This window comes from Aminobacter sp. Piv2-1 (genome assembly GCF_037625995.1).
GTDB lineage: Bacteria > Pseudomonadota > Alphaproteobacteria > Rhizobiales > Rhizobiaceae > Aminobacter.
In genome coordinates this window covers 87871-112021 of sequence record NZ_JARKMU010000013.1, presented here as the reverse complement: position 1 = coordinate 112021, position 24151 = coordinate 87871, and the positions used below count along the sequence as shown (strand labels likewise).

Sequence of the window (24151 nt, the reverse complement as noted above, 5' to 3'; positions counted from 1 at the left end):
CGGCTCGAGCGTTCCCATCCCGGTTTACGGAAATCTTATGGACGGCCGGTTATGATCGGCAAGAGGCGATTTCGGATTAGATGATGAAGATTGAGTTCGTCAGGAGCATCGTGATCGGCCTTCTGGCCGCAACCGCGATCGGCGCAGCCCCCGCCGCCGCCAATCCGGCCCTGCTTTTCGACGTCAACACCGGCGCCGTCATCGAGCATCAGGACGCCTTCAAGCGCTGGCATCCCGCCTCGCTCACCAAGCTGATGACCGCCTACACCGCGTTCCGCGCCGTCCAGGCGGGCGAACTGGCGCTCGATTCGCCGATCAAGATCAGCAAGAAGGCGGCGTCGATGCCGCCCAGCAAGATGGGCTACAAGCCGGGCTCGGTGCTGACCCTCGACAACGCCATCAAGATCATCATGGTCAAGTCCGCCAACGATATTGCCGCCGCCATCGGCGAGAATGTCGGCGGCTCGCAGGAGGCCTTCGCCGACCGCATGAACGCCGAGGCGCAGCGGCTGGGCATGGTCGACAGCCATTGGGTCAATGCCAACGGCCTGCATGAGCCCGACCAGTACACGACGGCGCGCGATCTCGCGATCCTGGTCCGGGCGATCAGGCTCGAGTTCCCGCAATACGCCTCGTACTTCAACATCGAAGGCATCGTCGCCGGCAAGAAGAGGCTGAAGAACTTCAATCCCCTGGTCGGCCGCTTCCCCGGAACCGACGGCATGAAGACGGGCTTCGTCTGCGAATCCGGCTTCAACCTGATCGCCTCTGCCACCCGCGACGGCCGGACGCTTGCCGCCATCGTACTCGGCGCGGGCTCCCCCGACGACCGCGCCGAGGAAGCCGCGGAACTGCTGCAGGGCGGCTTCGGCCGCGCCGGCAGTTCGGTAACCGTCGCCGGGCTTGCGCCCTATGGCGATGGTCGCGCGATCGCCACCAGCATGCGCGAACAGGTCTGCTCGCCCAAGGCCAAGGCCGTCGCCTCCGACGGTCCGGCGCCGACAGAGGCGGGTGCCGCGCCCGAGAAGGCCGAGGCGAGCGCCGCGCCGGAAAAGGCTGGGGCCGCGGCTGCGCCGGAAAAGGTCTCGATCATCCCCGAGATGACGCGCGAGCGCGTCTGGGTCGCCGTCGCGCTCGGAGGCGCCAGCGGACCCGTGCCGAAGGCACTCGCCGGCCGCGATCCGGTCGAATATGCCGACGTGCCGCTGCCGACCTGGCGGCCGGACATGCCTGCCCCGGACGGGGCGGCGCCCGCGGTCCAGGCCCAGGCGACCAAGGCCCGGTCGTGAACCCGCAGGCCGCGTTCCCGATCCCGGTGTCGGTGCTGACGGGTTTCCTCGGCGCCGGCAAGACCACGCTGCTCAACAGCCTGCTCAAGGATCCGGCGCTCACCGACACGGCCGTCATCATCAACGAGTTCGGCGACGTCGCCATCGATCATCTACTGGTCGAGAAGGCCTCCGACGGCGTGATCGAGCTTTCCGACGGCTGCCTGTGCTGCACGGTGCGCGGCGAGCTCGTCGACACGCTGGCCGACCTGGTCGACCGCCTGCAGACCGGCCGCATCCAGCGGCTGGCGCGCGTGGTGATCGAGACCACCGGGCTCGCCGACCCGGTGCCGGTGCTGCAGTCGATCATGGGGCATCCGGCGCTGGTGCATGCCTTCCGGCTGGACGGCGTCGTCACGGTCATCGACGCGGTCAACGGCGCCGCCACGCTTGACGCCCATGTCGAGGCGGTCAAGCAGGTGGCCGTGGCCGACCGCCTGGTGCTCACCAAGTCCGACCTGGTCGACGATCCCGAATGGATCGACGCGCTTGCGGAACGGCTGCGCCGCATCAATCCCGGCGCCGAAATCCGCCGGGCGGGCGAGGGGGCGGTGGCGCAGCTCCTGCAATGCGGCCTCTACGACCCCGCCACCAAGACCGCCGACGTCCGCCGCTGGCTGGGCGAGGCGGCCGAACACGCACACCACCACCACGACGGCCATCATCACCACGGCCATGGTCACGATCATGACCACGCGCATCAGCATGACGCGCGTGTCGGCTCCTTCACGCTGGTGCATGCCGGGGCGCTGCCGTTCTCGACGGTCGAGATGTTCCTCGACCTTTTGTTGTCGACCCAGGGCGACAAGCTCTTGCGCATCAAGGGCATCGTCGAACTCGCCGAGGATGCGTCGCGGCCGCTGGTCATCCACGGGGTGCAGAAGCTGCTGCATCCGCCGGCACGCCTGCCGTCCTGGCCGGACGGCGTCCGCGGCACGCGCCTGGTGCTGATCGGTATCGACCTGCCGCGCGACTATGTCGAACGCCTGTTTTCGGCCTTCGTCAACAAGCCGGCGATCGACACGCCCGACCGCGAGGCCATGGAAAACAATCCGCTGGCGATTGCCGGCCGGTAGGACGGCAGAGGGAGCTGTCGTCGGGCAATTCCTGAAGGGCCTTGCACGGCCCCTCCGCAGCTCTCTCCCCCTCACCGCCTCGCCCCTTCGACAAGCTCAGGGCTCCGCACCTCTCCCCCACTGCGTGGGGGAGAGGAACCCATGTCCTGCGAGATCGCATCTCCTGGAGCGCTTCCCGGAAGAGCGCGAAGCGGTTGTCCGTCCGGAATTCCGTCAAAACAAGGAGATGGAGCGTTTCCGCGATCCGAAGAAAAGAGGAAGCACCGAACTATGGGGCCCGCAATGGCCGCGACCCTCGTGAGTGGCGATTCCTCGCCCCCACAAAGTGGGGGAGAGGTGCCGAGCGAAGCGAGGCGGTGAGGGGGGATTGAAATCGGTGGAGAGGCCTACCGCCCCCCATCCTGTGGTGCGAGACCTCGTCGGCGCACGTAGATCGAAAAAAGTCATTGGCAGGCGAGCCTCGAAGGACACGCCACGCTGGCGCGCTGCTCAGCCGCCCCGTTCCACAAGGAAGCGGTGGCCGCCCGCGACCGCCATCGTCTCGACCAGCGTGTGGCCGGCGTCCTGGCAGAAGGCGGGGATGTCGATGACGGCAAGCGGATCGGTGGTTTCGAGCCAGAGCCGGCTGCCCGTCGCCATGTCGGCCAGGCGCCGCTTGGCCTTCAGCACCGGGAGGGGGCAGTTGAGCCCCCTGAGGTCGTAGATGTCCGTGGTCTCGCTCACGTCGCTCAGCTGCCGAACAGGCCGAGCAGCCTCTTCTTCAGCTTGGAGGCGGCGCTGCCGTCCTCGGCAGGAGCCGCCTGGGCGGCCTGGGCAGGCGCCTCGGCGACGGGCGCCGGTGCAGCCGCGGCCGCAGCCTTCTGCTGCTCGGCGGCGATCTTGGCGGCTTTCGCCGCTGCTACCGCTGCCGCCTTTTCTTCGGCCGCCTTCTTCGTTGCGGCCGCCTCGGCATCCAGCGCCGCCATTCTGCGGCCCTCGGGCGAGTCGATCCGGCCCATCCGGGCCGTCTGGGTGACGGTCCCGTCATGCGCCATGGACGGCGGTTCGATGGTCACGCGTTCGCCGCGGGCCCGCCGCTTGCTCCAGTCGGAAACGAGGTTGGCCTCCTGGACGCCGACGATCGACGGCTTGACGGCTTCGGAGTTGCCGCGCGTGGCGCTGGCCAAGGCGGCCTCGTACTTGGTCTGGTAGGCCTGGTAGGCGGACATCAGTCCCGGCGGCTGCGTCGAGGCCGGGCACGCGCCGGTAGGGTTGAAGGCCGCGCCGGCTTCCGGGGTGCGGTTGAAGACATAGCGCTTCTCGCAGACGTCGACCTTGGGCGGAACCTTGGTGATCTCGAAGTGGTCGTAGCCCTCCTTCAGCATCTGCCAGAACGCATAGTTCGGGTCGCTGCGGTAGCGCGCCATGTTGGCGGCGGTCATGCGGAAGGGGTAGGCCTGGATCTGGAACTCCGTCTGTCCGCCCTTGAAGGCTTCGAGACCGAAGGCATAGATGTCGTCGATCTGCTCGTTGGTCATCGAATAGCAGCCGGCCGAGGAGCAGGCGCCGTGCACCATCAGGTTCGTGCCAGTGCGCCCGTTGGCGCGGTCATAGGCGTTCGGGTAGCCGATATTGAACGACAGATAATAGCTCGAATTCGGATTCATCTGCGCCGGACGCACCGAATAGAAGCCTTCGGGCGCCTGCCGGTCGCCTTCGGTGAATTTCGGGCCGAGCTTGCCCGACCATTTGCAGATGTCGTAGCTGGCGATGATGTCGTAGCGCCCGTTGGTCTTCTGCTTCCAGATCTCGAGCTTGCCCTCCTCCTTGAAGATGCGGGCCATGATCGGCGAGGTGCGCGTCATGCTCTTCGTCTTCATTTCGGAGAGGACCTTCTCCGACAGCCCCTTGTTCTTGGGAGCGAAGTCGTTGATGGCGGATTCCGAACATCCGCCGACCGCGAGTGCGGCGACAAGCAATCCGGCGCGTGTGATGCTGGCAATCATCGGAACTAGAATCGTCTCAATTGCGGCCGTGGCGGTTGCACGCCATCGGCTCCGGCCCGTCCTGGTTTGCTTCGACCTTAGGGTCGTTAACCTTGATAATTCCTTACCGCAAGTTTCGGCCCGTCCCCGCGCGCAAAATCCACGGCAATTCCATTGAACTTGGCGAGGCGGCGATTTTGTGGCGAAAAGGTGCTGTGGCCAGCTTTGGCCACAGCTAACGCAATCAGAGGCTGCGGCCGATCGACAGATATTTCTCGCGGCGCTGCTCGCGGAAGTCGATGTTGGAGCCGGCGAAGTCCTTGAGCGTCTTGGCGATCAGGTCGCCGGTGGCTGAGATCACGGCTTCCGCGTTGCGGTGCGCGCCGCCGAGGGGTTCGTTGATGATCTGGTCGATGATCTTGAGGTCGAGCAGGTCCTGCGCGGTGATCTTCATGTTTGTCGCCGCGTCCTTGGAACGCGTCGTGTCGCGCCAGAGGATCGAGGCAGCACCTTCCGGCGAAATCACCGAGTAGATGGCGTGTTCGAGCATGAACACGCGGTTGGCCGTGGCGATCGCGATCGCGCCGCCGGAGCCGCCTTCGCCGATGACGACGGCGATCGAGGGCACCTTGAGGGCCAGGCAGGCGGAGGTCGAACGGGCGATGGCCTCGGCCTGGCCGCGCTCCTCGGCGCCGACGCCGGGATAGGCGCCGGCGGTGTCGACCAGCATGACGACTGGAATCTTGAAGCGGTCGGCCATTTCCATCAGGCGCACGGCCTTGCGGTAGCCCTCGGGGCGCACCGAGCCGAAATTGTGCTTGAGGCGGCTCTTGGTGTCGGAACCCTTTTCCTGGCCGAGCACCAGCACCGGCTCGCCGCGGAAGCGGGCGAAGCCGCCGATCATGGCCGCGTCCTCGCCGAAGGCGCGGTCGCCGGCGAGCATGGTGAAGTCAGTGAACAGGGCCCTGACGTAGTCGAGGCAGTGCGGGCGGTCGGGATGGCGTGCCACCTGCACCCTCTGCCATGGCGTCAGCGCCTTGTAGGCATCGCGCAGCGCATCGCGCGAACGCTTCTCCAGCCGCTTGATCTCCTCACCGACGTCGACAGCCTCGCCGTTCTCGGCGAGCTTCTTGAGCTCGAGGATTTTGCCTTCGAGGTCGGCAACCGGCTTTTCGAAATCGAGGTAATTGTACATTGGCGAGCAGACTACCACGCTTAAATAGGGGCGCCGGGGCGCCGGAATTTATGGCGCCGCGCCAGCGGAACGAGGCACTCACATAGCGATATGGGCCCTAATCGGCAAGCGGGTGATGCTCGTTGACCAGTTTCAACAGCCGTTCTTCCAGAACATGCGTGTAGATCTGGGTGGTCGAGATGTCGGAATGGCCGAGCAATTGCTGTACGGCGCGCAGGTCGGCCCCGTTCTGCAGCAGATGACTTGCGAACGCGTGGCGCAGCACGTGCGGCGATATCTTGGCTGCCGGAATGCCGGCGCGGGCGGCCAGTCCCTTGAGGTCGCGGGCGAAGACCTGGCGGGGCAGGTGCCCGCTCTCGGACGCGGCGGGAAACAGGAACGAGCTTTCGGCGAGCCTGGGGTTGGCGTTGCGCTCCTCCAGCCAGCGCCGCATCGCGTCACGCGCCTTGGCCGAAAGCGGAACCATGCGTTCCTTGTCGCCCTTGCCGCGCACGACGAAGAAGCGTTCGTCGCGCAGCGCCACCGTCAGCGGCAGGCTGACCAGCTCGGAGACGCGCAGGCCGGTGGCATAGAGCACCTCGACGAGCGCATGCAGGCGCGCGGCGGCCAGCCCGTCGGTTCCGGCTGCTTCCGGGCTTGCTGCCTCGCTTGCCGCGCGGTCGAGCAGGCGGCCGGTGTCGCCCTCGCTCATCGTCTTGGGCAGGGCGCGGTCCTTCTTCGGGCTGTCGACGATGCCGGTGGGATCGTCGCCGCGCAGGCCTTCGGCATAGAGGAAGCGGAAGAACTGGCGCAGGGCCGACAGCCTGCGCGCCTGCGACGTCGTGGCGAAGCCGCGGCCGGCCAGGTTGTCGAGATAGTCGCGGATGCCGGCGGCGTCGGCGTCGGCGAGGCGGCCGCCGAGATGGTCGGAGGCGTCCTCGAGGTCACGGCGGTAGCTTGCCAGCGTGTTGTCGGCGGCGCCGCGCTCGGCAGCCATCATTTCGAGGAAGGCCTCGATGCGCGCGCCGCTGTTCATTTCTTCGGGGTGAGCTTCTCGGGCGGGATACGGACCGAGATCTCGGCCTTCTTCGGCTCGACGAACATCACCAGCGCGACCATGGCGCCGTAGGCGATGCCCGCCAGAACCGCGAGTGTGACAAGGAACCGGAAAAGCGTCGGCATCGATGTGTTCGCCCGTCTGCCCTAAGTCGCGGTATCAGTGAGTCGTGTGCCCTTATGGGACGGCGTTCGCGCCATTTCAAGGTTGGAACGGCGCATGCGCTTGACGCAACGGGGCTTTTCATGTCGATACGCCGACGAAAGGGAAGCCATGACACCCGACGCGCACAACCCATCGCCCGACGGCTCCAGCACGGCGCTGCTCGAACGGCTCGGCACCCGTTCCATCGTCTTCGTCGGGCTGATGGGCGCGGGCAAGACCGCCATCGGCCGCAAGGTCGCCCAGGCGCTCGGCCTCGGTTTCATCGACAGCGACCACGAGATCGAGGCGGTGTCGCGCATGACCATTCCCGAACTCTTCGAGCGCTACGGCGAGGCCGAGTTCCGGGCGCTGGAGCAGCGGGTCATCGGCCGGGTGCTGGAAAGCGGACCGCAGGTGCTGTCGACCGGCGGCGGCGCGTTCATGAACGCCCAGACCCGGGCGGCGATTGCCGCCCATGGCGTCTCGGTCTGGCTGAAGGCGGAACTCGACCTTCTGATGGAGCGCGTCTCCAAGAAGCAGAACCGGCCGTTGCTGCAGAATGCCGACCCGCGCGCCGTGCTCGCCAAGCTTATGGACGAGCGCTATCCGGTCTACGCGCTCGCCGACCTCACCGTGCCGACGCGCGACGACCGCAAGGAAGCGATCGCCAGCGAGGTGATCGAGACGCTGTGCAACCATCTCGGCGTATCCGTCCGGATCCACGTCTCTGATGCTTCGGAGGATCACGAATGACGGTCACAGTCGAAGTCGGGCTCGGCGATCGCGCCTATGACATCCTCATCGGCCCGGGGCTGATCGCGCGCGGCGGCGAACTGGTCCATCAGCGCCTGCCCAAGGCGCGCTCGGCAATCGTCACCGACGAGAACGTGGCTGCTGCGCATCTCGAGCCGCTGGTCGAGAGCCTTTCGGCGACGGGCAACCCGCCTGCCGTCATCAAGCTTCCGGCCGGCGAAAAGACAAAGAGCTTCGAGCACCTGCAGGCGGTGGTCGACGCGATCCTGGCCGCACGGCTCGAACGCGGCGACGCCGTCATCGCGCTCGGCGGCGGCGTCATCGGCGACCTGACGGGCTTTGCCGCCGGCATCGTCCGCCGCGGCATGAACTTCGTGCAGATGCCGACCTCGCTGCTCGCGCAGGTCGATTCCTCCGTCGGCGGCAAGACCGGCATCAACAGCCCCCGCGGCAAGAACCTGATCGGCGTGTTCCACCAGCCGAAGCTGGTGCTGGCCGATACCGACGCCCTCGACACGCTGCCCGCGCGCGAGTTCCGCGCCGGCTATGCCGAGGTCGCCAAATACGGGCTCATCGACCGGCCCGACTTCTTCGCCTGGCTGGAAAAGAACTGGCAGGAGGTATTCTCCGGCGGCCCGGCCCGCACCGAGGCCATCGCCCAGTCCTGCCGCGCCAAGGCCGACGTCGTCGCGCGCGACGAATTCGAGACCGGCGACCGCGCCCTGCTCAATCTCGGCCACACCTTCGGCCATGCGCTGGAGGCGGCAACCGCCTATGACGGCGCCCGGCTGGTCCATGGCGAGGGCGTCGCCATCGGCATGGCGCTGGCGCACCGCTTCTCGGCCCGCCTCAACCTCGCGAGCCCTGACGCGGCGGCGCGCGTCGAGGCGCATCTGCGCGACGTCGGCCTGCCGTGGCGCATGTCAGACATCCCCGGCAGCCTGCCGGATGCCGATGCTTTGTTCGGCTACATCACCCAGGACAAGAAGGTCACGCGCGGCGCGCTCACCTTCATCCTGACGCACGGCATCGGCCAGTCCTTCATCGCCAAGGACGTGCCGGCCTCCGAAGTGCTGTCCTTCCTCAAGGAGAATCACCCGGGATGAGTACGGCTGCCTTAGCCATAATTCGCCCCTCACCCTTACCCTCTCCCCGCAGGCGGGGAGAGGGGGGCGTCAACGCCGGAGCTTCGTCCTTCTCCCCGCAAGCGGGGAGAAGGTGCCGGCAGGCGGATGAGGGGCAGTTTGCGGGCGAGGCTCATCGGCAATGACAGGCGCCGGCTGGATCGTCGCGGCGGTTCTGGCCGGGCTGATCCTGGCCTTTCTGGCGTTCCGTCGCGGGCTGCTGGCGGCCCTCGGCTACGAGATCGTCGCGCTGACGCCGCAGCGTTCGGCGCATGACGAACTGCGCGGAGCGGTGGACGAGTTCCACCGCGAGGGGCACGTGGTCAAGCAGGACCGCGACCAGGTCGGCGGCCTGCTCGACCTGCGCGAGCTCGAAGTCTCGGACGTGATGGTCCACCGCACCAACATGCGGCTGTTCAACGCCGACATCGCGCCGGAAGCGCTGGTGCGCGAGATGCTGCAGAGCCCCTATACGCGCATGCCGCTGTGGCGCAGCACCATCGACAACATCGTCGGCGTCATCCACGCCAAGGACCTGCTGCGCGCCCTCAACGAGGTCGAGGGCGACTACGCCAGGGTGGACGTGCTCAAGATTGCCTCAAAGCCCTGGTTCGTTCCCGACACCACCACCTTGCAGGAGCAGCTCAACGCCTTCCTGCGGCGCAAGCAGCACTTCGCCATCGTCGTCGACGAATATGGCGAGGTCGAAGGGCTGGTGACGCTCGAGGACATCATCGAGGAGATCGTCGGCGAGATTGCCGACGAGCACGACATCGACGTCCAGGGCGTCAAGCAGGAGTCCGACGGCTCGGTGGTCGTCGACGGGTCCGTGCCGATCCGCGACCTCAACCGCGCCCTCGACTGGCACCTGCCCGACGACGAGGCGACGACGATCGCCGGCCTCGTCATCCACGAGACCCAGTCGATCCCGGAGGAGAAGCAGGCCTTCACCTTCCATGGCAAGCGCTTCATCGTCATGAAGCGCGACAAGAACCGGCTGGCGCGCATCCGCATCAGGCCGGCGACGGTGGAGCCGCAGCCGGGATCGCCTAAGTCGTGACCATGGTCATTGACCATGGTCATAATTGAGCTATCTTGTTTGCCAAGCAGGAGATGGTGCGATGACCGCTCGCGTTTCCAAATCCGAGTTCAAGGCAAAAGCGCTCGAATATTTCCGGGAAATCGAGGCGACCGGCGAGCCGCTGATCGTCACCGATCATGGCAAGCCGAAGCTGGAGATTCGGCGCATCGACGAAAAGGACCGCAACCCCTTGGATGTGCTGAAGGGGTCGGTGCTTCGTTATGACGATCCGTTCGAGCCTGTCGGCGCGGAGGACTGGGACGCGTCGAGATGATCGTCCTGGACACCCATGCGCTCGTCTGGTGGATCGGTGGCGACGCCTCGAGACTGTCGTCGGCTGCGAGGAATGCCATCGACGTTGCACTGATCGGGGATGGCGTCGTGGCGTCGTCTATCTCCGCCTGGGAGATCGTGATGCTGGTCTCGAAGGGGAGGCTGAGTTTGGCGATGGATGTCGAGCGCTGGCTGGGCCTCGCCGGCGGGATCGAGGGCTTTCGCTTTGTTCCGGTCGACAACCTGCTCGCTGTTCGCAGCGTTACCCTGCCTGGTGAGTTCCATGCCGATCCGGCGGATCGCATGATTGTCGCGCTGGCCCGTGAACTGGCGGCGCCGTTGGTAACGGCCGACAGCAAGATCGCGCTCTATCCGCATGTGAAGAGCATCTGGTAGCTCAGGGGAGCCGACACTCCTTCGTCGACGCGTGGGATCAAGCATCGCGCCAGAGCAATCTGGCGGCTGCGAGACCGAGCGCGGCCCCCGCCAGCTGCGCGGCGATGAAGGCCGGTGCGTCCGAGGGCGCGATTCCGGCAAAGCTGTTGGTGAGCGCGCGTGCGACCGTCACCGCCGGGTTGGCGAAGGATGTCGACGAGGTGAACCAGTAGGCGGCCAGGATGTAGAGGCCGACCGCCGCCGGCGTCAATTTCGGCGCCCGGGCGATGCAGCCGAAAATGGTCAGCACCAGGCCGAAGGTCGCCACCGCCTCGCCCAGCCACTGGCCGGGGCCGCTGCGGGCCGTCGCCGACAGCTGCAGGACGGGCAGGTCGAACATCACGTGCGCGACGGCCACGCCGAGGATTGCCCCGGCCACTTGTGCGGCGACGTAAGGCACCAAGTCCGGCCATGCGAGGCGACGTTCGAGTGCCATGGACAGGCTGACCGCCGGGTTGAAATGTGCACCCGAAACCGGTCCGAATATGGTGATCAGCACGACCAGCATCGCCCCGGTGGCGAGCGCGTTGCACAGCAGGGCGAGCGCGACATTGCCGTCCGACAATCGCTCCGCCATGATCCCCGAGCCGACGACGGCAGCAAGCAGGAAGGCAGTCCCGAGCGCTTCGGCAAACAGGCGGCGGGGCATCGGCTCACTGGTCATTTCGCACGCGCGCCGGCCTTGCCCGAAGCGCCTTCCATCCGGCCGATCTCCTCGAGGTGGGAGGTCAGCGCCATGCGGTCGAGGCTGGCGATCGGCAGGGAGGTGAACGCCCGGATGCGGTTGCGCATGTATTTGAAGGCGGTGACGAAGGCGGCTTCCTTGTCGATGTCGGTGCCCTCGACATGGCTCGGATCCTCGATGCCCCAGTGGGCATTGGCGGGATGTCCGGGCCAGATCGGGCAGGCTTCGCCGGCCGCGTCGTCGCAGACGGTGAAGATGAAATCCATCTGCGGCGCGCCTTCGACGGCGAATTCGTCCCAGGTCTTCGACCTGAAGCCGTCGGCCGGATAGCCGTAGCTTTCGAGCACCTTCAGCGCAAACGGGTTGACCGCGCCCTTGGGCTGGCTGCCGGCGGAGAAGGCGTTGAAATGGGGCGCGCCGTCCTTGCGCAGGATGCCCTCGGCCAGGATCGAGCGGGCGCTGTTGCCGGTGCAGAGGAAAAGCACGTTGAAGGGCCGGTGGGTCACGGGGTCACTCCGATGGAACGCAGCAGGGGGAAAGGTCGGCAAGCAGCGGCGTGCAGTCTTCGGGCCTGCCGCCGCAGCAATCTTCCAGCAGGAAGGTGAGGACGCCGCGCAGCGCAGGCAGGTCGGCGCGGTAGACGATCGAGCGGCCGTTGCGGTCGCTACCGGCCAGGCCGGCGCGGACGAGCACGGCGAGGTGCGCCGACATGGTGTTCTGCGGAACGCCGAGGCGGCGCGCCAGTTCGCCGGCGGCTATGCCGTCGGGCCCGGCGGCGGCCAGCCTGCGGAAGGCCTCCAGCCGCGTTGGCTGGGCAAGTGCTGCCAGCGCTTCGATCGTCTCGTTTGCATCCATATATCCAGACTAATGGATATATGTGACAGCTGGATGACGGTTGGTTGCCGTCCGGTGCGGAGTTGCTGGCTACCAGCGCGTCGCTTCGCCGGGTGCCGCGGGCTCGATGGCGAGTGCGTGCAGGCCAGCCTTCAGCTCGGCCGCCAGTGCCTCGTTGACGGCGCGGTGGCGGTCGATGCGGCTCATGCCGGCAAAGGCTGGCGCAACGATGCGGATGCGGAAATGCGTCTCGCCGGAGCCGTCGAAAACCGCTTCATGGCCGCCGTCGACATGGTGATGGCCAGCGTGCAGGTGGCTTTCGTTGATGACGGCAAGGCGCTCGGGCAAAAATGCCTTGTTGAGCTTGTCTTCGATGGACGCCTGTATGGACATCGGGCTCACCTTTCACCACATGTGTCTTCGTCGCCACCAATCACAGCCTTCTGGCTCAATTGGGCCGCAAATCAGGGGTTAGGGCGATCATCCTGGAAATGTCAATTCTTGTTTCGCCGCTCGTTCAGGCGGTAAATGTCATCAGATGAAGCCGAACCCGAAATATTTCGACAAGATCCGCGTCCGGCCCGATCCGGAAGCGGAGGCCAAGGCGCGCGCGCCGCTCTGCCAGTGGGACGGCTGCAACGAGCCGGGCACGCATCGTGCCCCGGTCGGCCGCATGGCCGAGGGGCAGTATTTCAAATTCTGCTTCCACCACGTGCGCGAGTACAACAAGGGCTTCAACTATTTCTCCGGCCTCGCCGACAGCGAGATCGCGCGCTTCCAGAAGGAGGCGCTGACCGGCCATCGCCCGACGTGGACCATGGGCGCCAACAGTTCGACGCGCTCGGCGCCCGATTTCGCCCAGCAGCGCTCGGGCCGTGCCGGCTACTACGCACGCATGCGCGATCCCTTCAACATGTTCGGCGGCCAGGGCACGCCGCGCCAGCGCAAGGCAAAGCCGCTCGAAGCCAAGGCGCTGGAGACGCTGGGGCTCGATTCGAAGGCCTCCGGCGCCGACATCAAGGCGCGCTACAAGGAACTGGTGAAGCGTCACCACCCCGACGCCAATGGCGGCGACCGCGGCTCCGAGGAGCGCTTCAGGGATGTGCTCCAGGCCTACCGCGTGCTCAAGCAGGCGGGATTGTGTTGAGCCAGCCGCGGGCGCGGCTTTTTTCCAACTATCCTCCGGCTGGAAAAGGCATTAAGACCGCCCGCGAAGAAATTTCGATTGCCGGCGTGGCCTGACGTCACGCGCGTGGAGACGCTATGAACAAGGTCGATCGCGACATCACCAACCTGCCGGACACGACGGTGTCGGTGAAAGACACCTTCGGGTTCGATTCGAAGATGGTCGTGCCGGCCTATTCGGTTGCCAGCGAGCATGTCCCGGATGTCGATCCCGACTACCTGTTCGACAGGGCGACCACGATGGCGATCCTCGCCGGCTTCGCCTATAACCGCCGCGTCATGGTGTCGGGCTACCACGGCACCGGCAAGTCGACCCATATCGAGCAGGTCGCAGCCCGCCTCAACTGGCCCTGCGTGCGCGTCAATCTCGACAGCCACGTCAGCCGTATCGATCTGGTCGGCAAGGATGCCATCGTCGTCAAGGAAGGTATGCAGGTCACCGAGTTCCGCGACGGCATCCTGCCCTGGGCCTACCAGCACAACGTTGCGCTTTGCTTCGACGAATACGATGCGGGCCGCCCCGACGTGATGTTCGTCATCCAGCGCGTGCTCGAATCCTCGGGCCGGCTCACGCTGCTCGACCAGAGCCGCGTCATCCGCCCGCACCCGGCCTTCCGCCTGTTCGCCACCGCCAACACGGTCGGCCTCGGCGATACGACCGGCCTCTATCACGGCACGCAGCAGATCAACCAGGCGCAGATGGACCGCTGGTCGATCGTGACCACGCTCAACTACCTGCCGCACGACAACGAAGTGAACATCGTCGTCGCCAAGGCCAAGCACTATCGCGATGCGAAGGGCAAGGAGATCGTCAACAAGATGGTCCGCGTCGCCGACATGACGCGCTCGGCCTTCGTCAATGGCGACCTGTCGACGGTCATGAGCCCGCGCACGGTCATCACCTGGGCCGAGAACGCCGAGATCTTCGGCGATGTCGGCATGGCCTTCCGGCTGACCTTCCTCAACAAGTGCGACGAGCTCGAGCGCTCGGTCGTGGCCGAGTTCTACCAGCGCGCCTTCGGCGAGGACCTGCCGGAATCATCCGCCAACGTCGTGTTGGGGTAGAACGGGCTCAAATGGCGGGGCCGGGCGACAACACGCGCAACAAATCCAAGACGGGCTCGGAAGCGGACGGCTTCAAGCGCGCCATGACCGTCTGCATGCGCGCCATTTCCGGCGACAACGAGTTCGAGGTCGCCTTCGCCAAGGAGCGGCCGGCGCTCGCCGGCAACCGCGCCCGGCTGCCCGAGCTGCCGAAGAAGGCCACCGCCAACGACATCGCGGTGACGCGCGGTCTCGGCGATTCCATGGCACTGAAGCGCGCCTGCCACGACAACCGTGTCCATGCCCGGCTCGCGCCCGAGGGCAAACAGGCCCGCGCCATCTACGACGCCGTCGAGCAGGCCCGCGTCGAGGCGATCGGCAGCCGCGCCATGGCCGGCGTCGCCGAGAACATCTCCTCGATGCTCGAGGACAAATACGCCAAGGCCAATCTCGCCGACGTCACCGAACAATCCGAAGCGCCGCTCGAAGAGGCGCTGGCCCTGATGGTGCGCGAGAAGCTGACGGGCCGCCCGGCGCCCAAGAGCGGCGAGCGCATGGTCGGGCTCTGGCGCAAATGGGTGGAGGACAAGGCCGGCGCGGACCTTGGCCATCTCGCCCAGAATCTCGGCGACCAGCAGGCTTTTGCGCGCGTCGTGCGCGAGATGCTGGCATCGCTCGAAATGGCCGAGGAACTGGGCGACGACCAGGAGACCGAGGACAACGAGGATCAGGACGACGAGGAGCAGCAGGGCGACGACCAGAGCGAGGAGGGCGGCGAGGACGATTCGGGCGCCGACCAGTCGGAATCCGACGATGCCGAATCCTCGGCCGAGGAGGAGCCTTCGGGCGAGATGGAGGCGGCCGACGCCACCTCCGACGACATGTCCGACGACGACGATACCGATTCCGAGACGCCGGGCGAGGCCCGCCGCCAGGACAATCCCTTCGCCAACCTGCCCAGGGAAATCGACTACAAGGTCTTCACCACGTCCTTCGACGAGACGGTGGGTGCCGAGGAGCTGTGCGAGGAAGACGAACTCGACCGCCTGCGCGCCTTCCTCGACAAGCAGCTCGCCAACCTGCAGGGCGTGGTCGGCCGGCTCGCCAACCGCCTGCAGCGCCGCCTGATGGCGCAGCAGAACCGCTCCTGGGATTTCGACCTGGAAGAAGGCTATCTCGATCCGGCGCGCCTCGTGCGCGTCGTCATCGACCCGATGCAGCCGCTGTCGTTCAAGCAGGAGCGCGACACCAAGTTCCGCGACACCGTGGTCACCCTGGTGCTCGACAATTCCGGCTCGATGCGCGGCCGGCCGATCACGGTCGCCGCCACCTGCGCCGACATCCTGGCGCGCACGCTGGAGCGCTGCGGCGTCTCCGTCGAGATCCTCGGCTTCACCACGCGTGCGTGGAAGGGCGGGCAGGCGCGCGAGAAGTGGCTGAAGGACGGCAAGCCGGCGAATCCCGGCCGCCTCAACGACCTCAGGCACATCATCTACAAGAGCGCCGATGCGCCATGGCGCCGCGCCCGCCGCAACCTCGGCCTGATGATGCGCGAGGGCCTGCTCAAGGAGAACATCGACGGCGAAGCGCTGCTGTGGGCGCACCAGCGCCTGATCGCGCGGCCGGAGCAGCGCAAGATCCTGATGATGATCTCGGACGGCGCGCCGGTCGACGATTCGACGCTGTCGGTGAACCCCGGCAACTACCTGGAGCGCCACCTGCGCGCCGTCATCGACCTGATCGAGACGCGCTCGCCGGTCGAGCTGTTGGCCATCGGCATCGGCCACGACGTGACGCGCTACTATCGCCGCGCCGTCACCATCGTCGACGCCGAGGAACTGGCCGGTGCCATGACCGAGCAGCTCGCCTCGCTGTTCGACGAGGAAAGCGCGCGCGACACGCGCCGCGGCGGCTTCCGGCGCGCTGGATGACGTCTCTACTGGCCCGATTGAGGCACCTGGCCTTCGCTGCGGTCGCGGCGCTGGCCATGTCGGCGTCGCTGACTGGTTCGTCGGTCGCCGAAATTCCGTCGATCGAGCAGATCGAGGTCTCCGTGCGTCCGATCGACAGGTTCCAGGTCGGTCGCGACGAGACCATGTTCGGCCCGCTCGAATTCGTCGGCGGGCTCGAGCTCACCTCGTTGTCGCGCAATCTCGGCGCGCTCTCGTCGTTCCGCTTCCTCAAGCCGGGCGGCGATTTCATCGGCGTTGCCGACACCGGCTTCTGGTTCTTCGGCAGCGTCGTCAGGGATGCGGACATGCGGCCGGTCGGGATCGAGAGTTTCCGCATGGTCCAGATGGTCGACGCCTCCGGCAACGTCATCGAGAAGAAGTGGCTGGCGGATGCTGAGGGTCTCGATGCCAGGGACGGCATCGCCACCGTCGGCTTCGAACGCACCCACCGCGTCGCCCAGTTCCGCATCGAGCCCGACGCCATGAAGTCGGATTTCCGCCAGCTCGACTTCGTCGTGCCGCGCAACGAACTGCGCCAGAACCGCGGCTTCGAGACGGTCGCCTACTCTGCCGACAAGGGTGGGCTGGTGGTGGTCTCCGAAAAGAGCCTCGACAAGGCCGGCAACATCTTCGCGGCGATCATCGAAGGGCCGAACAAGGGCGTCTTCACGGTCCGCCGCGACGGCGAATTCGACATCACCGACGGCGCCTTCCTGCCTGGTGGCGACCTGCTCCTGCTCGAACGCAGCTTCTCCATCGCCTCGGGCGTGAAGATGCGGCTGCGGCGCATCGCCGGCGACAGCATCGGCCGCGGCCAGGTCGCCGACGGGCCGGTACTGCTAACCGCCGACATGGGCTACCAGATCGACAACATGGAAGGGCTGGACGTCTGGCGGCGGGAGGACGGCGCGCAGATGGTGTCGCTGATCTCGGACGACAACCACTCGATCCTGCAGCGCAATCTCTACCTGGAATTCAGGCTCCACGAGGATTGAGCTCAGGCTTTCCCTCCCCCTCTAGGGGCGGGGTTAGGGGTGGGGGTGCCTTCACTGCGATAGCAAAGCGGCGCCGAGTTCACGCCGAACCCACGCACGACGCAAAAAAAAGCGAGGGGTCCCCTAACCCCTCGCTGCTCGTAACTTGTTGACCTCCGGGGTATCCTCCCCGCAAGGCGTCCGGCGATCAGGCCGCCAGATGGCTTGCCGCGGCCTGCGCGTAGTTGCGGCCGAAGCGGTTGGCGAGGAAGGCGTCGAGCGCGATGTCTTCCTGGCGGATGAAGCCCTTCTGCGGCAGCGCGCCGTTGGCCAGCATGTCGAGCACGGCGCAGATGCCGGAGGCCGTGGTGATCTGGATGGCGCTGCGGACAAGCTTGCCCAGCTGGCGGCTATAGATCTTGTTGGCGTAGCTCTCCTGCAGCAGGCGTCCGCCCTTGCGGCCGCTGACGGTGACGAAGATCACGACAACGTCCTGCAGCGTCGCCGGCAGGGCGTTTTCGAGGATGTCCTTCAGCACCTCGCGGCGGTGGCGCAGGCCGAGATCGTTGAGCAGCGCCTTCATGATCGAGGCATGGCCGGGGTAGCGGATGGTGCGGTAGTTGAGCGTGCGCACCTTGCCTTCATAGGTTTCGCACAGCGTGCCGAGGCCGCCCGAGGTGTTGAACGCCTCGTAGGTGATGCCGTCGAGCGAAAACTCCTCGCGCTCCTCGAGCGGCGGAACCTCGATCAGCTCGCCCTCGACGATTGCCTCGCATGGCTCGCAATATTCGTTGATGACGCCGTCGGTGCTCCAGGTCAGGTTGTAGTTGAGCGCGTTCGACGGGTACTGCGGCAGGGCGCCGACGCGCATGCGCACGCTCTCCAGCGAATCGAAGCGCTTGGCGAGGTCGTTGGCGACGATGGAGATGAAGCCCGGGGCCAGGCCGCACTGCGGGATGAAGGCGCTGTTGGCCTTGGCGGCCAGTTCCTTGACGATGCGGGTGGAGGCGACGTCCTCGGTCAGGTCGAGATAGTGCACGCCGGCCTTGGCGGCGGCTTCGGCGATCCTGGTGGTCAGGTGGAAGGGTGCGGCCGACATCACGGCGAATTTGCCGGCCAGCACGGCGTCCAGCGCGCCGGCCTCGGCGATCTCGACCTGTCTGGTCTCGACGTTGCCGCTCACCTCCAGCGCGTCGAGCGCGGCCTGCGAGCGGTCGACCACGGTCACCTTGTAGTCGCCGGTCTCCGCCAGCATGTCGGCGATGGTCGAGCCGATCTTGCCTGCGCCTACGACAACGATTTGTTTCATGGTCATGTCCCCTTGGAGTGCGATTTCGCGCGCGATTCTACGGTCGCGTCTCGTCGAAAGGCAGTATCGAGAACGACGAAAAGTCGATATGTTTTGGTCGAAACGACGAAGAGTATCGGCGAAATGACAAGCGACTCCGACCGCACCCTGCTGAACCTCCTGCGCGAGAACGCGCGCGCCTCGACCGCCGACCTCGCCCGCAAGCTCGGCGTGTCGCGGACGACGGTGCAAAGCCGGCTGGAGCGGCTGGAAAAGCGCGGGGTGATCGCCGGCTACAGCGTCAGGCTGTCGCCCGACTACGAGAAGAACCTCGTCCGCGCCCACATCCTGGTCACGGCACTTCCCAAGGTCTCTGCGGCGGTGGAGGCGGTGCTGAAGCGGATCCCCGAGGTGCGCACGCTGCATTCGGTGAGCGGCAATTTCGACATGATCGTCGTCGTCGAGGCGCCCTCGGTGCAGGATCTCGACGCGGTGATCGACAGGATCGGCGCGCTCGAAGGCGTCGAGCGCACCCTGTCGTCGATCATCCTGTCGACGCGGATCGACCGATAGGGGGAATCAGCCGGCAGCGAGGGCTGGCTGGCTCCAGCGTGCCGCGATCAGCCTGTAGGGGATGAGCGCGAAGAAAGCGATCAAGAGCTTCACGATCAGGTCGCCCAGCGCCCAGGACACCCAGCGCGGCGCCTCGGCGGCCATGACGCCGAACAGCGGCGCCGGTTCGAGCGCGAAGGCGTCCTCCGGGCCGATGAAGGCGAAGGCCGCCGCGAAGGCGACGCCGAAGAAGATCGCCGTGTCGAACACCGAGCCGACCAGCGTGCCGAAGATCGGCGCGCGCCACCAGCTCTGCCGGCGCAGCCAGTTGAACACGGTGACGTCGAGCAGCTGCGCGGTCAGGAACGCCGCGCCCGAGGCCGTGGCGATGCGCGCCAGCCTTGCGGCGGCGGTGTCGAAGGGAATGAGGCCATAGCTGAACAGGACCGGCGGGATGACGATCGAGCAGACCACCGCGGTCATGAAGCCGACGAAGACGATCCGCCGCGCCATCTTCGGGCCGTAGCGGCGGTTGGCGAGGTCGGTGACCAGGAACGAGAAGGGATAGGTGAAGGCGCCCCAGGTCAGGACGTCGGCAAGGGCGAGCGATCCGACCTGTCCCTGCATCGGGAACTGGACGAGGATGTTGGAAGCGACGACGACAAGCGCCATGGCCGCCACGAAGGGCAGGTACTTTGAACCGGAGTTCATTTTTTTATCCTGGGTGATGGAACCAGCTTTGCGGGCAGTGCCCGGGCATTTGGTCGGAGCCTCTCTCGTCCTTGCGGGCGCTCAGAGGCTCCAGGCGGTCGTCCCCCGCCTTGATTCGCTATCAGGCAGCCTGCTCGGCGGTCTTCTTGGCGATCTGCTTCTTGAGCAGACGGGCGCGCTGCGACAGCTCGGCAACGTCGGCCTTGGCCAGGAAGGCGTCGAGACCGCCGCGGTGCTCGACCGAGCGAAGCGCGTTGGCCGAAATGCGCAGGCGGACGTTCTGGTTCAGAACTTCCGAGATCAGCGTGACATTGACCAGGTTCGGCAGGAAGCGACGACGGGTCTTGTTGTTGGCGTGGCTCACATTGTTGCCGGTCATGACGGCCTTACCGGTGAGTTCGCAAGCGCGGGACATGTTACATACCTTCAGTTCTGGCGGACCAAGCGGCTGTGACGCACCTAATGGCGCGCGGTCTCAGTCAGGCGGCCTCATGGAAAAAGTTGGCGTTCCATAGTTGCATTTCACCGGCGCGTCAAGCGCATGCGTGGTTCTTCCGACTTGCCCCCAACTTCATACAAAGGCCGGAATTGCTTCTATAACCGCTCACGAGGGACGCGAACAGCCGGAAGCCTGCTTCCGCTGAAGTTGAGGTTATTCGCCAATGCGCCGCATCGCGCTTGCCCCGCTCGCACTGGCCCTGGCGCTCTCGCCCTCGGTGGCGGCGGAGCAGACCTTCAGGGGCGATTATTCGCTGTCCTTCCTCGGCATTCCCCTGGCCAGGGCCAATTTCGACAGCAGCTACGACGGCGGCACCTACGCGATCAGCGGCAAGGTCTCCAGCGCCGGGCTCGGCGCCATCTTCGACGATACGCGCGGCACGATCTCGTCGCGCGGCAGCATCGGCGAGGCGGGCATCCGGCCGACGTCGTTCCGCGCCGACTATGTGTCCGGCAAGAAGGCCTCGCTGGTGGACATCCGCTTCTCCGGCGACAAGGTCGCCAGCACTGAGGTCGTTCCGGCCCCCAAGAAGCGCGGCAAGACCTGGATACCGCTCGGTGCGGACGACCTGCGCGGCGTCGCCGACCCGATCGCGGCGACCATCGTCCGGGCGCCCAGCCTCGACAAGGTCTGCGGCCGGACCGTCAAGATGTATGACGGCGAGCTCCGTGTCGACCTGCGCCTGACGGCCGTCTCGACCGGGGAGATGTCGACCGAGGGCTTCAAGGGCCAGACCGTCACCTGCCGCATGGGCTTCCAGCCGGTCTCGGGCTACCGGACCGACAAGAAGGCGCTGGTCTTCCTGCGCGACCGCAGCCGGATCATGGTGACGTTTGCGCCGGTCGGAGAAACCGGAGTATACGCACCGATCTACGCCACCGTCGGCACCGAGATCGGCACGATCACGGTCAGGGCGCGGCGGTTCGAAGCGACCGAATAGGGCGGCTGCGCCCGGGGAGGGGTAGTGGCGCGGGCGACACTCATTGGTTTTTCGGCGGTCGCCATGTGGGCGCTGCTGGCGCTGCTCACCGACGCGTCCGGCTCGGTGCCGCCGTTCCTGCTCTCGGCCATGACCTTCGCCATCGGCACCGTCGTCGGGCTCGTGGCGCGGCTGTTCATGCCGAAGCCCCACCGGGCGGCGAGAATTCCGCCGCAGGTCTGGGTCATCGGCATCGCCGGCCTGTTCGGCTACCACTTCTTCTACTTCACCGCGCTGCGCAACGCGCCGGCGGTCGAGGCCAGCCTGATCGCCTATCTCTGGCCGCTGTTCATCGTGCTGGGCTCGGCGCTGATGCCGGGCGAGCGGCTGCACTGGAATCACATCGCCGGCGCTCTGATGGGGCTCGCGGGTACCTTCCTGATCGTCACCAAGGGCGGCGGGCTGGCCTTCGATCCGCGCTACAGCTTCGGCTACGCCATGGCTTTCGCCTGCGCGTTCCTGTGGTCGGGCTATTCGCTATTGTCGCGGCGCTTCCCGGCGGTGCCGACCACGGTCGTCACCTGGTTCTGCCTGGCCACGTCCGTGCTCTCCTTCATCTCCCACCTCGCGCTCGAGGAGACGGTGCTGCCCGCCGATGCCGGCCAGTGGCTGGCCGTGCTCGGGCTCGGCCTGATGCCGGTGGGGGCTGCCTTCTACGCCTGGGACATCGGCGTCAAGCGCGGCAACATCCAGGTGCTGGGTGCTGCGAGCTATGCGGCGCCGCTGCTGTCGACGCTGGTGCTGATCGTGGCCGGCGTGGCGGAGCCCAGCTTGCGCATCCTCGCCGCCTGCGTGCTGATCACCGGCGGCGCGGTGCTGGCGGCGAAATCGCTCATCTTCGGCAGGCGGGCCCAAGGCCGCGCGGCCACCGACGGGGCCGGAGCCTGAGGAACCGGCCTACATCGGTTCCCAGCCGGGTTCGGCGAGCTCGAACTGCGAGAACTCGAAGCCCGGCGCGACGGTGCAGCTGACGAGCGTCCAGTCGCCAAGGCTGCGCGCGGTCTGCCACCAGCCGGCCGGCACGATGATCTGCGGCCTTTCGCCGGCGGCGAGGTCGACGCCGAGGCTATGGGAGGAGATGCCGCCGCCCGCCTGGTGCAGCCTGAGTTCGATCGGGTCGCCGGCATGGAAAAGCCAGATCTCGGCGGCATCCTTGACCCGGTGCCAGGCCGAGACGTCGCCGCGCTCGAGCAGGAAGTAGATTGCCGTCGAATGCCCGCGTGCGCCATGCGGGCCGCCGGCCGGGGCGTCGCGAAAGGTCTCGGCATACCAGCCGCCCTCCGGGTGGCGGCGCATGCCGAGCGTGGCGATGATCTCGGCGGCATACATCTCAGAAATTGTCCTTGCGGCGGCGGATTTCGGCGAACACGTCGACGTCGGCGGCCTTCTCCATGCCGAGATGCCGCCTGACCGCCGGATCGGCCCAGCGCAGGAACGGATTGGTGGCGAGTTCCTCGCCGATCGTCGTCGGCAGCGTCGCCTTGCCTTCGGCGCGCAGCTTCTCGATTTTATCGGCGCGTGCCTTCAACGCGGCGTTGTCGGGATCGACCGTCAGCGCGAAGCGTGCGTTCGACAGCGTGTATTCGTGGCCGCAATAGACGACCGTTTCGGCGGGCAGGGCGGCGAGCTTCTTCAGCGAGCCGTGCATCACCGGCGCGGGGCGCTCGAACAGGCGGCCGCAGCCCAGCGCAAACAGCGTGTCGGCGGTGAAGATCACCTTCGATTTGGGCAGGTGGTAGCAGACATGGCCTGCCGTATGTCCCGGCGTCTCGATGACCGTGACCGTCTCGTCGCCGAAGGGTATGACCGAGCCTTCCTCGACCGTGTCGTCGATGCCGGGAATCCGGTCGCGCTCGGCTTCGGGCCCGACGATGCGGAGGTTGAAACGTTTCTTCAGCGCGAGGTTCGCCTCGACGTGGTCGCCGTGATGGTGCGTCGTCAGGATCATAGACGGCCGCCAGCCGCGTCGTTCTATCGCCGCGAGGATCGGGCCTTCCTCGGGCGCGTCGATGATCGCCGTCTCGCCGCTCTGTGGATGGTGCAGCAGCGCGCCGAAATTGTCAGTGCGGCACATGAAAAGCTCGATCTCGACCGTCATCGCGAAACTCCGTTCATCCCGAGACGATAGGGCGCGCGCCCCGGCCTGTCACCCCAATTGCCGGGACCGCGCTGCGCATCGTTGAAGTCCGCGCGTCTCGCCGCTACCGTCGCGTCATGAACTCCGACATCGTCGACCTTCGCTCGTTCTATTCGTCACCGCTCGGCCGACTGGCCGAACAGTCGATCACCATGGCGCTGTCATCGGTCTGGGCCGGCGTGCCCAACGAGCGGCTGGTCGGGCTCGGCTATGCGCTGCCCTGGCTCGACCGGTTCGGTGCCGATGCCGAGCGCGTCTTCGCCTTCATGCCGGCGACGCAAGGCGCGGTGGTGTGGCCATCGGAGGGGCCGACGTCCACGGCGCTCGTCTTCGACGAGGAGCTGCCGCTGGTCGATTCCTCGATCGACCGGATGCTTCTGGTGCATTCGCTCGAACATGCCGAAAGCCCGCGCGAGACGCTGAAAGAGATCTGGCGCGTGCTCTCGCCCGCCGGTCGCGTCGTCATCGTCGTGCCCAACCGGCGCGGCGTCTGGGCACGCTTCGAGCATACGCCGTTCGGCACCGGGCGGCCGTTCTCCTCCGGCCAGCTCAACGAACTCCTGCGCGAGGCCAACTTCACGGTGGCCTCGTGGTCGGATGCGCTGCACTTCCCGCCGTCGCGGCGGAAATGGATGATGCGCTTCCATCATCTGTTCGAACGCGCCGGCCGCAGCTTCTGGCCGATCTTCTCGGGCGTCATCGTCGTCGAGGCGCAGAAGCGCGTCTACCAGGGCGTGCCGGTGGCGCAGCGGGCGTCGCGCCGCGTCTTCGTGCCGGTCCTGTCGCCGAGCGGCGCCACGCGCGGCTTTCCGGCGCTGCGGCGCGGGGATGAACGCGGCGGCTGAATCGTCTCGCGGGAGGCTGGCTGCCTCTTCCATTCCGCCACGGTTGCGGCAAACTCT

The 24151-nt window shown here is 66.5% G+C and carries 29 protein-coding genes; 15 read left to right on the top strand and 14 right to left on the bottom strand.

What is annotated here, in order from left to right:
- The first annotated feature begins 80 nt into the window (after positions 1–80).
- Positions 81–1289 (top strand): D-alanyl-D-alanine carboxypeptidase family protein, encoded by a 1209-nt coding sequence (locus AmiPiv_RS21465; protein WP_340040658.1) that lies wholly within the window; start codon positions 81–83, stop codon positions 1287–1289.
- Positions 1286–2404 (top strand): CobW family GTP-binding protein, encoded by a 1119-nt coding sequence (locus AmiPiv_RS21460; protein WP_340040656.1) that lies wholly within the window; start codon positions 1286–1288, stop codon positions 2402–2404. Before AmiPiv_RS21465 ends, AmiPiv_RS21460 begins: the two co-directional genes overlap by 4 nt.
- Positions 2405–2893: 489 nt before the next feature.
- Here the strand turns inward: AmiPiv_RS21460 and AmiPiv_RS21455 are convergent, their stop codons facing one another.
- From AmiPiv_RS21455 to AmiPiv_RS21435, 5 genes are all read right to left on the bottom strand, one after another.
- Positions 2894–3127 (bottom strand): sulfurtransferase TusA family protein, encoded by a 234-nt coding sequence (locus tag AmiPiv_RS21455; protein ID WP_340040654.1) that lies wholly within the window; start codon positions 3125–3127, stop codon positions 2894–2896.
- A 5-nt stretch (positions 3128–3132) separates the two neighbouring features.
- Positions 3133–4389 (bottom strand): murein L,D-transpeptidase family protein, encoded by a 1257-nt coding sequence (locus AmiPiv_RS21450; RefSeq protein WP_340040652.1) that lies wholly within the window; start codon positions 4387–4389, stop codon positions 3133–3135.
- 223 nt (positions 4390–4612) lie between these two features.
- Positions 4613–5563, bottom strand: coding sequence for an acetyl-CoA carboxylase carboxyltransferase subunit alpha (locus AmiPiv_RS21445; protein ID WP_340040650.1), 951 nt, complete (start codon positions 5561–5563; stop codon positions 4613–4615).
- A 97-nt stretch (positions 5564–5660) separates the two neighbouring features.
- Positions 5661–6578 carry a site-specific tyrosine recombinase XerD gene (locus tag AmiPiv_RS21440; RefSeq protein ID WP_340040648.1) on the bottom strand — a complete coding sequence of 306 codons (918 nt, stop codon included), beginning with the start codon at positions 6576–6578 and terminating at the stop codon, positions 5661–5663.
- Positions 6575–6724: a histidine kinase gene (locus tag AmiPiv_RS21435; RefSeq protein ID WP_340040646.1), complete on the bottom strand. Its 150-nt coding sequence runs from the start codon at positions 6722–6724 to the stop codon at positions 6575–6577. The genes AmiPiv_RS21440 and AmiPiv_RS21435 overlap by 4 nt, the downstream gene beginning before the upstream one ends.
- A gap of 148 nt (positions 6725–6872) precedes the next feature.
- On the opposite strand from AmiPiv_RS21435, the gene AmiPiv_RS21430 reads away from it, so the two are divergent.
- The 5 genes from AmiPiv_RS21430 (at position 6873) to AmiPiv_RS21410 (ending at position 10370) form a co-directional block, all read left to right on the top strand.
- Positions 6873–7496: a shikimate kinase gene (locus AmiPiv_RS21430; protein ID WP_340040644.1), complete on the top strand. Its 624-nt coding sequence runs from the start codon at positions 6873–6875 to the stop codon at positions 7494–7496.
- Positions 7493–8602 (top strand): 3-dehydroquinate synthase, encoded by a 1110-nt coding sequence (aroB, locus tag AmiPiv_RS21425; protein WP_340040643.1) that lies wholly within the window; start codon positions 7493–7495, stop codon positions 8600–8602. The genes AmiPiv_RS21430 and aroB overlap by 4 nt, the downstream gene beginning before the upstream one ends.
- A 160-nt stretch (positions 8603–8762) precedes the next feature.
- Positions 8763–9680, top strand: a complete 918-nt coding sequence (locus tag AmiPiv_RS21420) for an HlyC/CorC family transporter (RefSeq protein WP_340040642.1) — start codon at positions 8763–8765, stop codon at positions 9678–9680.
- Between the two features lie 61 nt (positions 9681–9741).
- On the top strand, positions 9742–9975 hold the full coding sequence (locus AmiPiv_RS21415; protein WP_340040641.1) for a type II toxin-antitoxin system Phd/YefM family antitoxin: 234 nt from the start codon (positions 9742–9744) through the stop codon (positions 9973–9975).
- Positions 9972–10370 carry a type II toxin-antitoxin system VapC family toxin gene (locus tag AmiPiv_RS21410; protein WP_340040640.1) on the top strand — a complete coding sequence of 133 codons (399 nt, stop codon included), beginning with the start codon at positions 9972–9974 and terminating at the stop codon, positions 10368–10370. Before AmiPiv_RS21415 ends, AmiPiv_RS21410 begins: the two co-directional genes overlap by 4 nt.
- Positions 10371–10407: 37 nt before the next feature.
- Here AmiPiv_RS21410 and AmiPiv_RS21405 read toward each other — a convergent pair whose 3' ends face one another.
- From AmiPiv_RS21405 to AmiPiv_RS21390, 4 genes are all read right to left on the bottom strand, one after another.
- Positions 10408–11073, bottom strand: coding sequence for an MIP/aquaporin family protein (locus AmiPiv_RS21405; RefSeq protein ID WP_340040639.1), 666 nt, complete (start codon positions 11071–11073; stop codon positions 10408–10410).
- Positions 11070–11600: an arsenate reductase ArsC gene (locus AmiPiv_RS21400; RefSeq protein WP_340040638.1), complete on the bottom strand. Its 531-nt coding sequence runs from the start codon at positions 11598–11600 to the stop codon at positions 11070–11072. Before AmiPiv_RS21400 ends, AmiPiv_RS21405 begins: the two co-directional genes overlap by 4 nt.
- 4 nt (positions 11601–11604) lie before the next feature.
- Entirely contained in the window at positions 11605–11949 is a 345-nt protein-coding gene (locus AmiPiv_RS21395) for an ArsR/SmtB family transcription factor (protein ID WP_340040637.1), read from the bottom strand.
- Positions 11950–12018: 69 nt separating this feature from the next.
- A complete protein-coding gene (locus tag AmiPiv_RS21390; protein ID WP_340040636.1) occupies positions 12019–12321 on the bottom strand; it encodes a BolA family protein in 303 nt (100 codons plus the stop codon).
- 145 nt (positions 12322–12466) lie between these two features.
- On the opposite strand from AmiPiv_RS21390, the gene AmiPiv_RS21385 reads away from it, so the two are divergent.
- From AmiPiv_RS21385 to AmiPiv_RS21370, 4 genes are all read left to right on the top strand, one after another.
- Entirely contained in the window at positions 12467–13075 is a 609-nt protein-coding gene (locus AmiPiv_RS21385; RefSeq protein ID WP_340040635.1) for a J domain-containing protein, read from the top strand.
- 116 nt (positions 13076–13191) lie between these two features.
- Positions 13192–14178 carry a cobaltochelatase subunit CobS gene (gene cobS, locus AmiPiv_RS21380; protein ID WP_340040634.1) on the top strand — a complete coding sequence of 329 codons (987 nt, stop codon included), beginning with the start codon at positions 13192–13194 and terminating at the stop codon, positions 14176–14178.
- Positions 14179–14189: 11 nt separating this feature from the next.
- Positions 14190–16088 (top strand): cobaltochelatase subunit CobT, encoded by a 1899-nt coding sequence (cobT, locus tag AmiPiv_RS21375; protein WP_340040633.1) that lies wholly within the window; start codon positions 14190–14192, stop codon positions 16086–16088.
- The gene (locus AmiPiv_RS21370) at positions 16085–17104 is read left to right on the top strand and encodes an esterase-like activity of phytase family protein (RefSeq protein ID WP_340040632.1); all 1020 of its coding nucleotides are present in this window, start codon (positions 16085–16087) and stop codon (positions 17102–17104) included. The genes cobT and AmiPiv_RS21370 overlap by 4 nt, the downstream gene beginning before the upstream one ends.
- 187 nt (positions 17105–17291) lie before the next feature.
- Here the strand turns inward: AmiPiv_RS21370 and AmiPiv_RS21365 are convergent, their stop codons facing one another.
- Complete coding sequence (locus AmiPiv_RS21365; RefSeq protein WP_340040631.1) at positions 17292–18392, bottom strand: saccharopine dehydrogenase family protein; 1101 nt, start codon at positions 18390–18392, stop codon at positions 17292–17294.
- A 123-nt stretch (positions 18393–18515) separates the two neighbouring features.
- Between AmiPiv_RS21365 and AmiPiv_RS21360 the strand changes: the two genes are divergently transcribed.
- A complete protein-coding gene (locus AmiPiv_RS21360; protein WP_340040630.1) occupies positions 18516–18944 on the top strand; it encodes an Lrp/AsnC family transcriptional regulator in 429 nt (142 codons plus the stop codon).
- Positions 18945–18950: 6 nt separating this feature from the next.
- Here AmiPiv_RS21360 and AmiPiv_RS21355 read toward each other — a convergent pair whose 3' ends face one another.
- Entirely contained in the window at positions 18951–19634 is a 684-nt protein-coding gene (locus AmiPiv_RS21355; RefSeq protein WP_340040629.1) for a queuosine precursor transporter, read from the bottom strand.
- 121 nt (positions 19635–19755) lie between these two features.
- Positions 19756–20049: a 50S ribosomal protein L28 gene (rpmB, locus tag AmiPiv_RS21350; protein ID WP_340040628.1), complete on the bottom strand. Its 294-nt coding sequence runs from the start codon at positions 20047–20049 to the stop codon at positions 19756–19758.
- Positions 20050–20296: 247 nt separating this feature from the next.
- On the opposite strand from rpmB, the gene AmiPiv_RS21345 reads away from it, so the two are divergent.
- Both AmiPiv_RS21345 and yddG read left to right on the top strand, forming a co-directional pair.
- Positions 20297–21073, top strand: coding sequence for a DUF3108 domain-containing protein (locus tag AmiPiv_RS21345; protein ID WP_340040626.1), 777 nt, complete (start codon positions 20297–20299; stop codon positions 21071–21073).
- Between the two features lie 24 nt (positions 21074–21097).
- A complete protein-coding gene (gene yddG, locus AmiPiv_RS21340) occupies positions 21098–22000 on the top strand; it encodes an aromatic amino acid exporter YddG (RefSeq protein ID WP_340040624.1) in 903 nt (300 codons plus the stop codon).
- A 9-nt stretch (positions 22001–22009) separates the two neighbouring features.
- Here the strand turns inward: yddG and AmiPiv_RS21335 are convergent, their stop codons facing one another.
- Positions 22010–22441: a cupin domain-containing protein gene (locus AmiPiv_RS21335; protein WP_340040622.1), complete on the bottom strand. Its 432-nt coding sequence runs from the start codon at positions 22439–22441 to the stop codon at positions 22010–22012.
- Between the two features lies 1 nt (position 22442).
- Entirely contained in the window at positions 22443–23210 is a 768-nt protein-coding gene (gene gloB / locus AmiPiv_RS21330; protein WP_340040620.1) for a hydroxyacylglutathione hydrolase, read from the bottom strand.
- 116 nt (positions 23211–23326) lie between these two features.
- Here gloB and AmiPiv_RS21325 point away from each other — a divergent pair, with 116 nt between their 5' ends.
- Positions 23327–24094, top strand: coding sequence for a class I SAM-dependent methyltransferase (locus AmiPiv_RS21325; protein ID WP_340040618.1), 768 nt, complete (start codon positions 23327–23329; stop codon positions 24092–24094).
- The last annotated feature ends 57 nt before the right edge of the window (positions 24095–24151 follow it).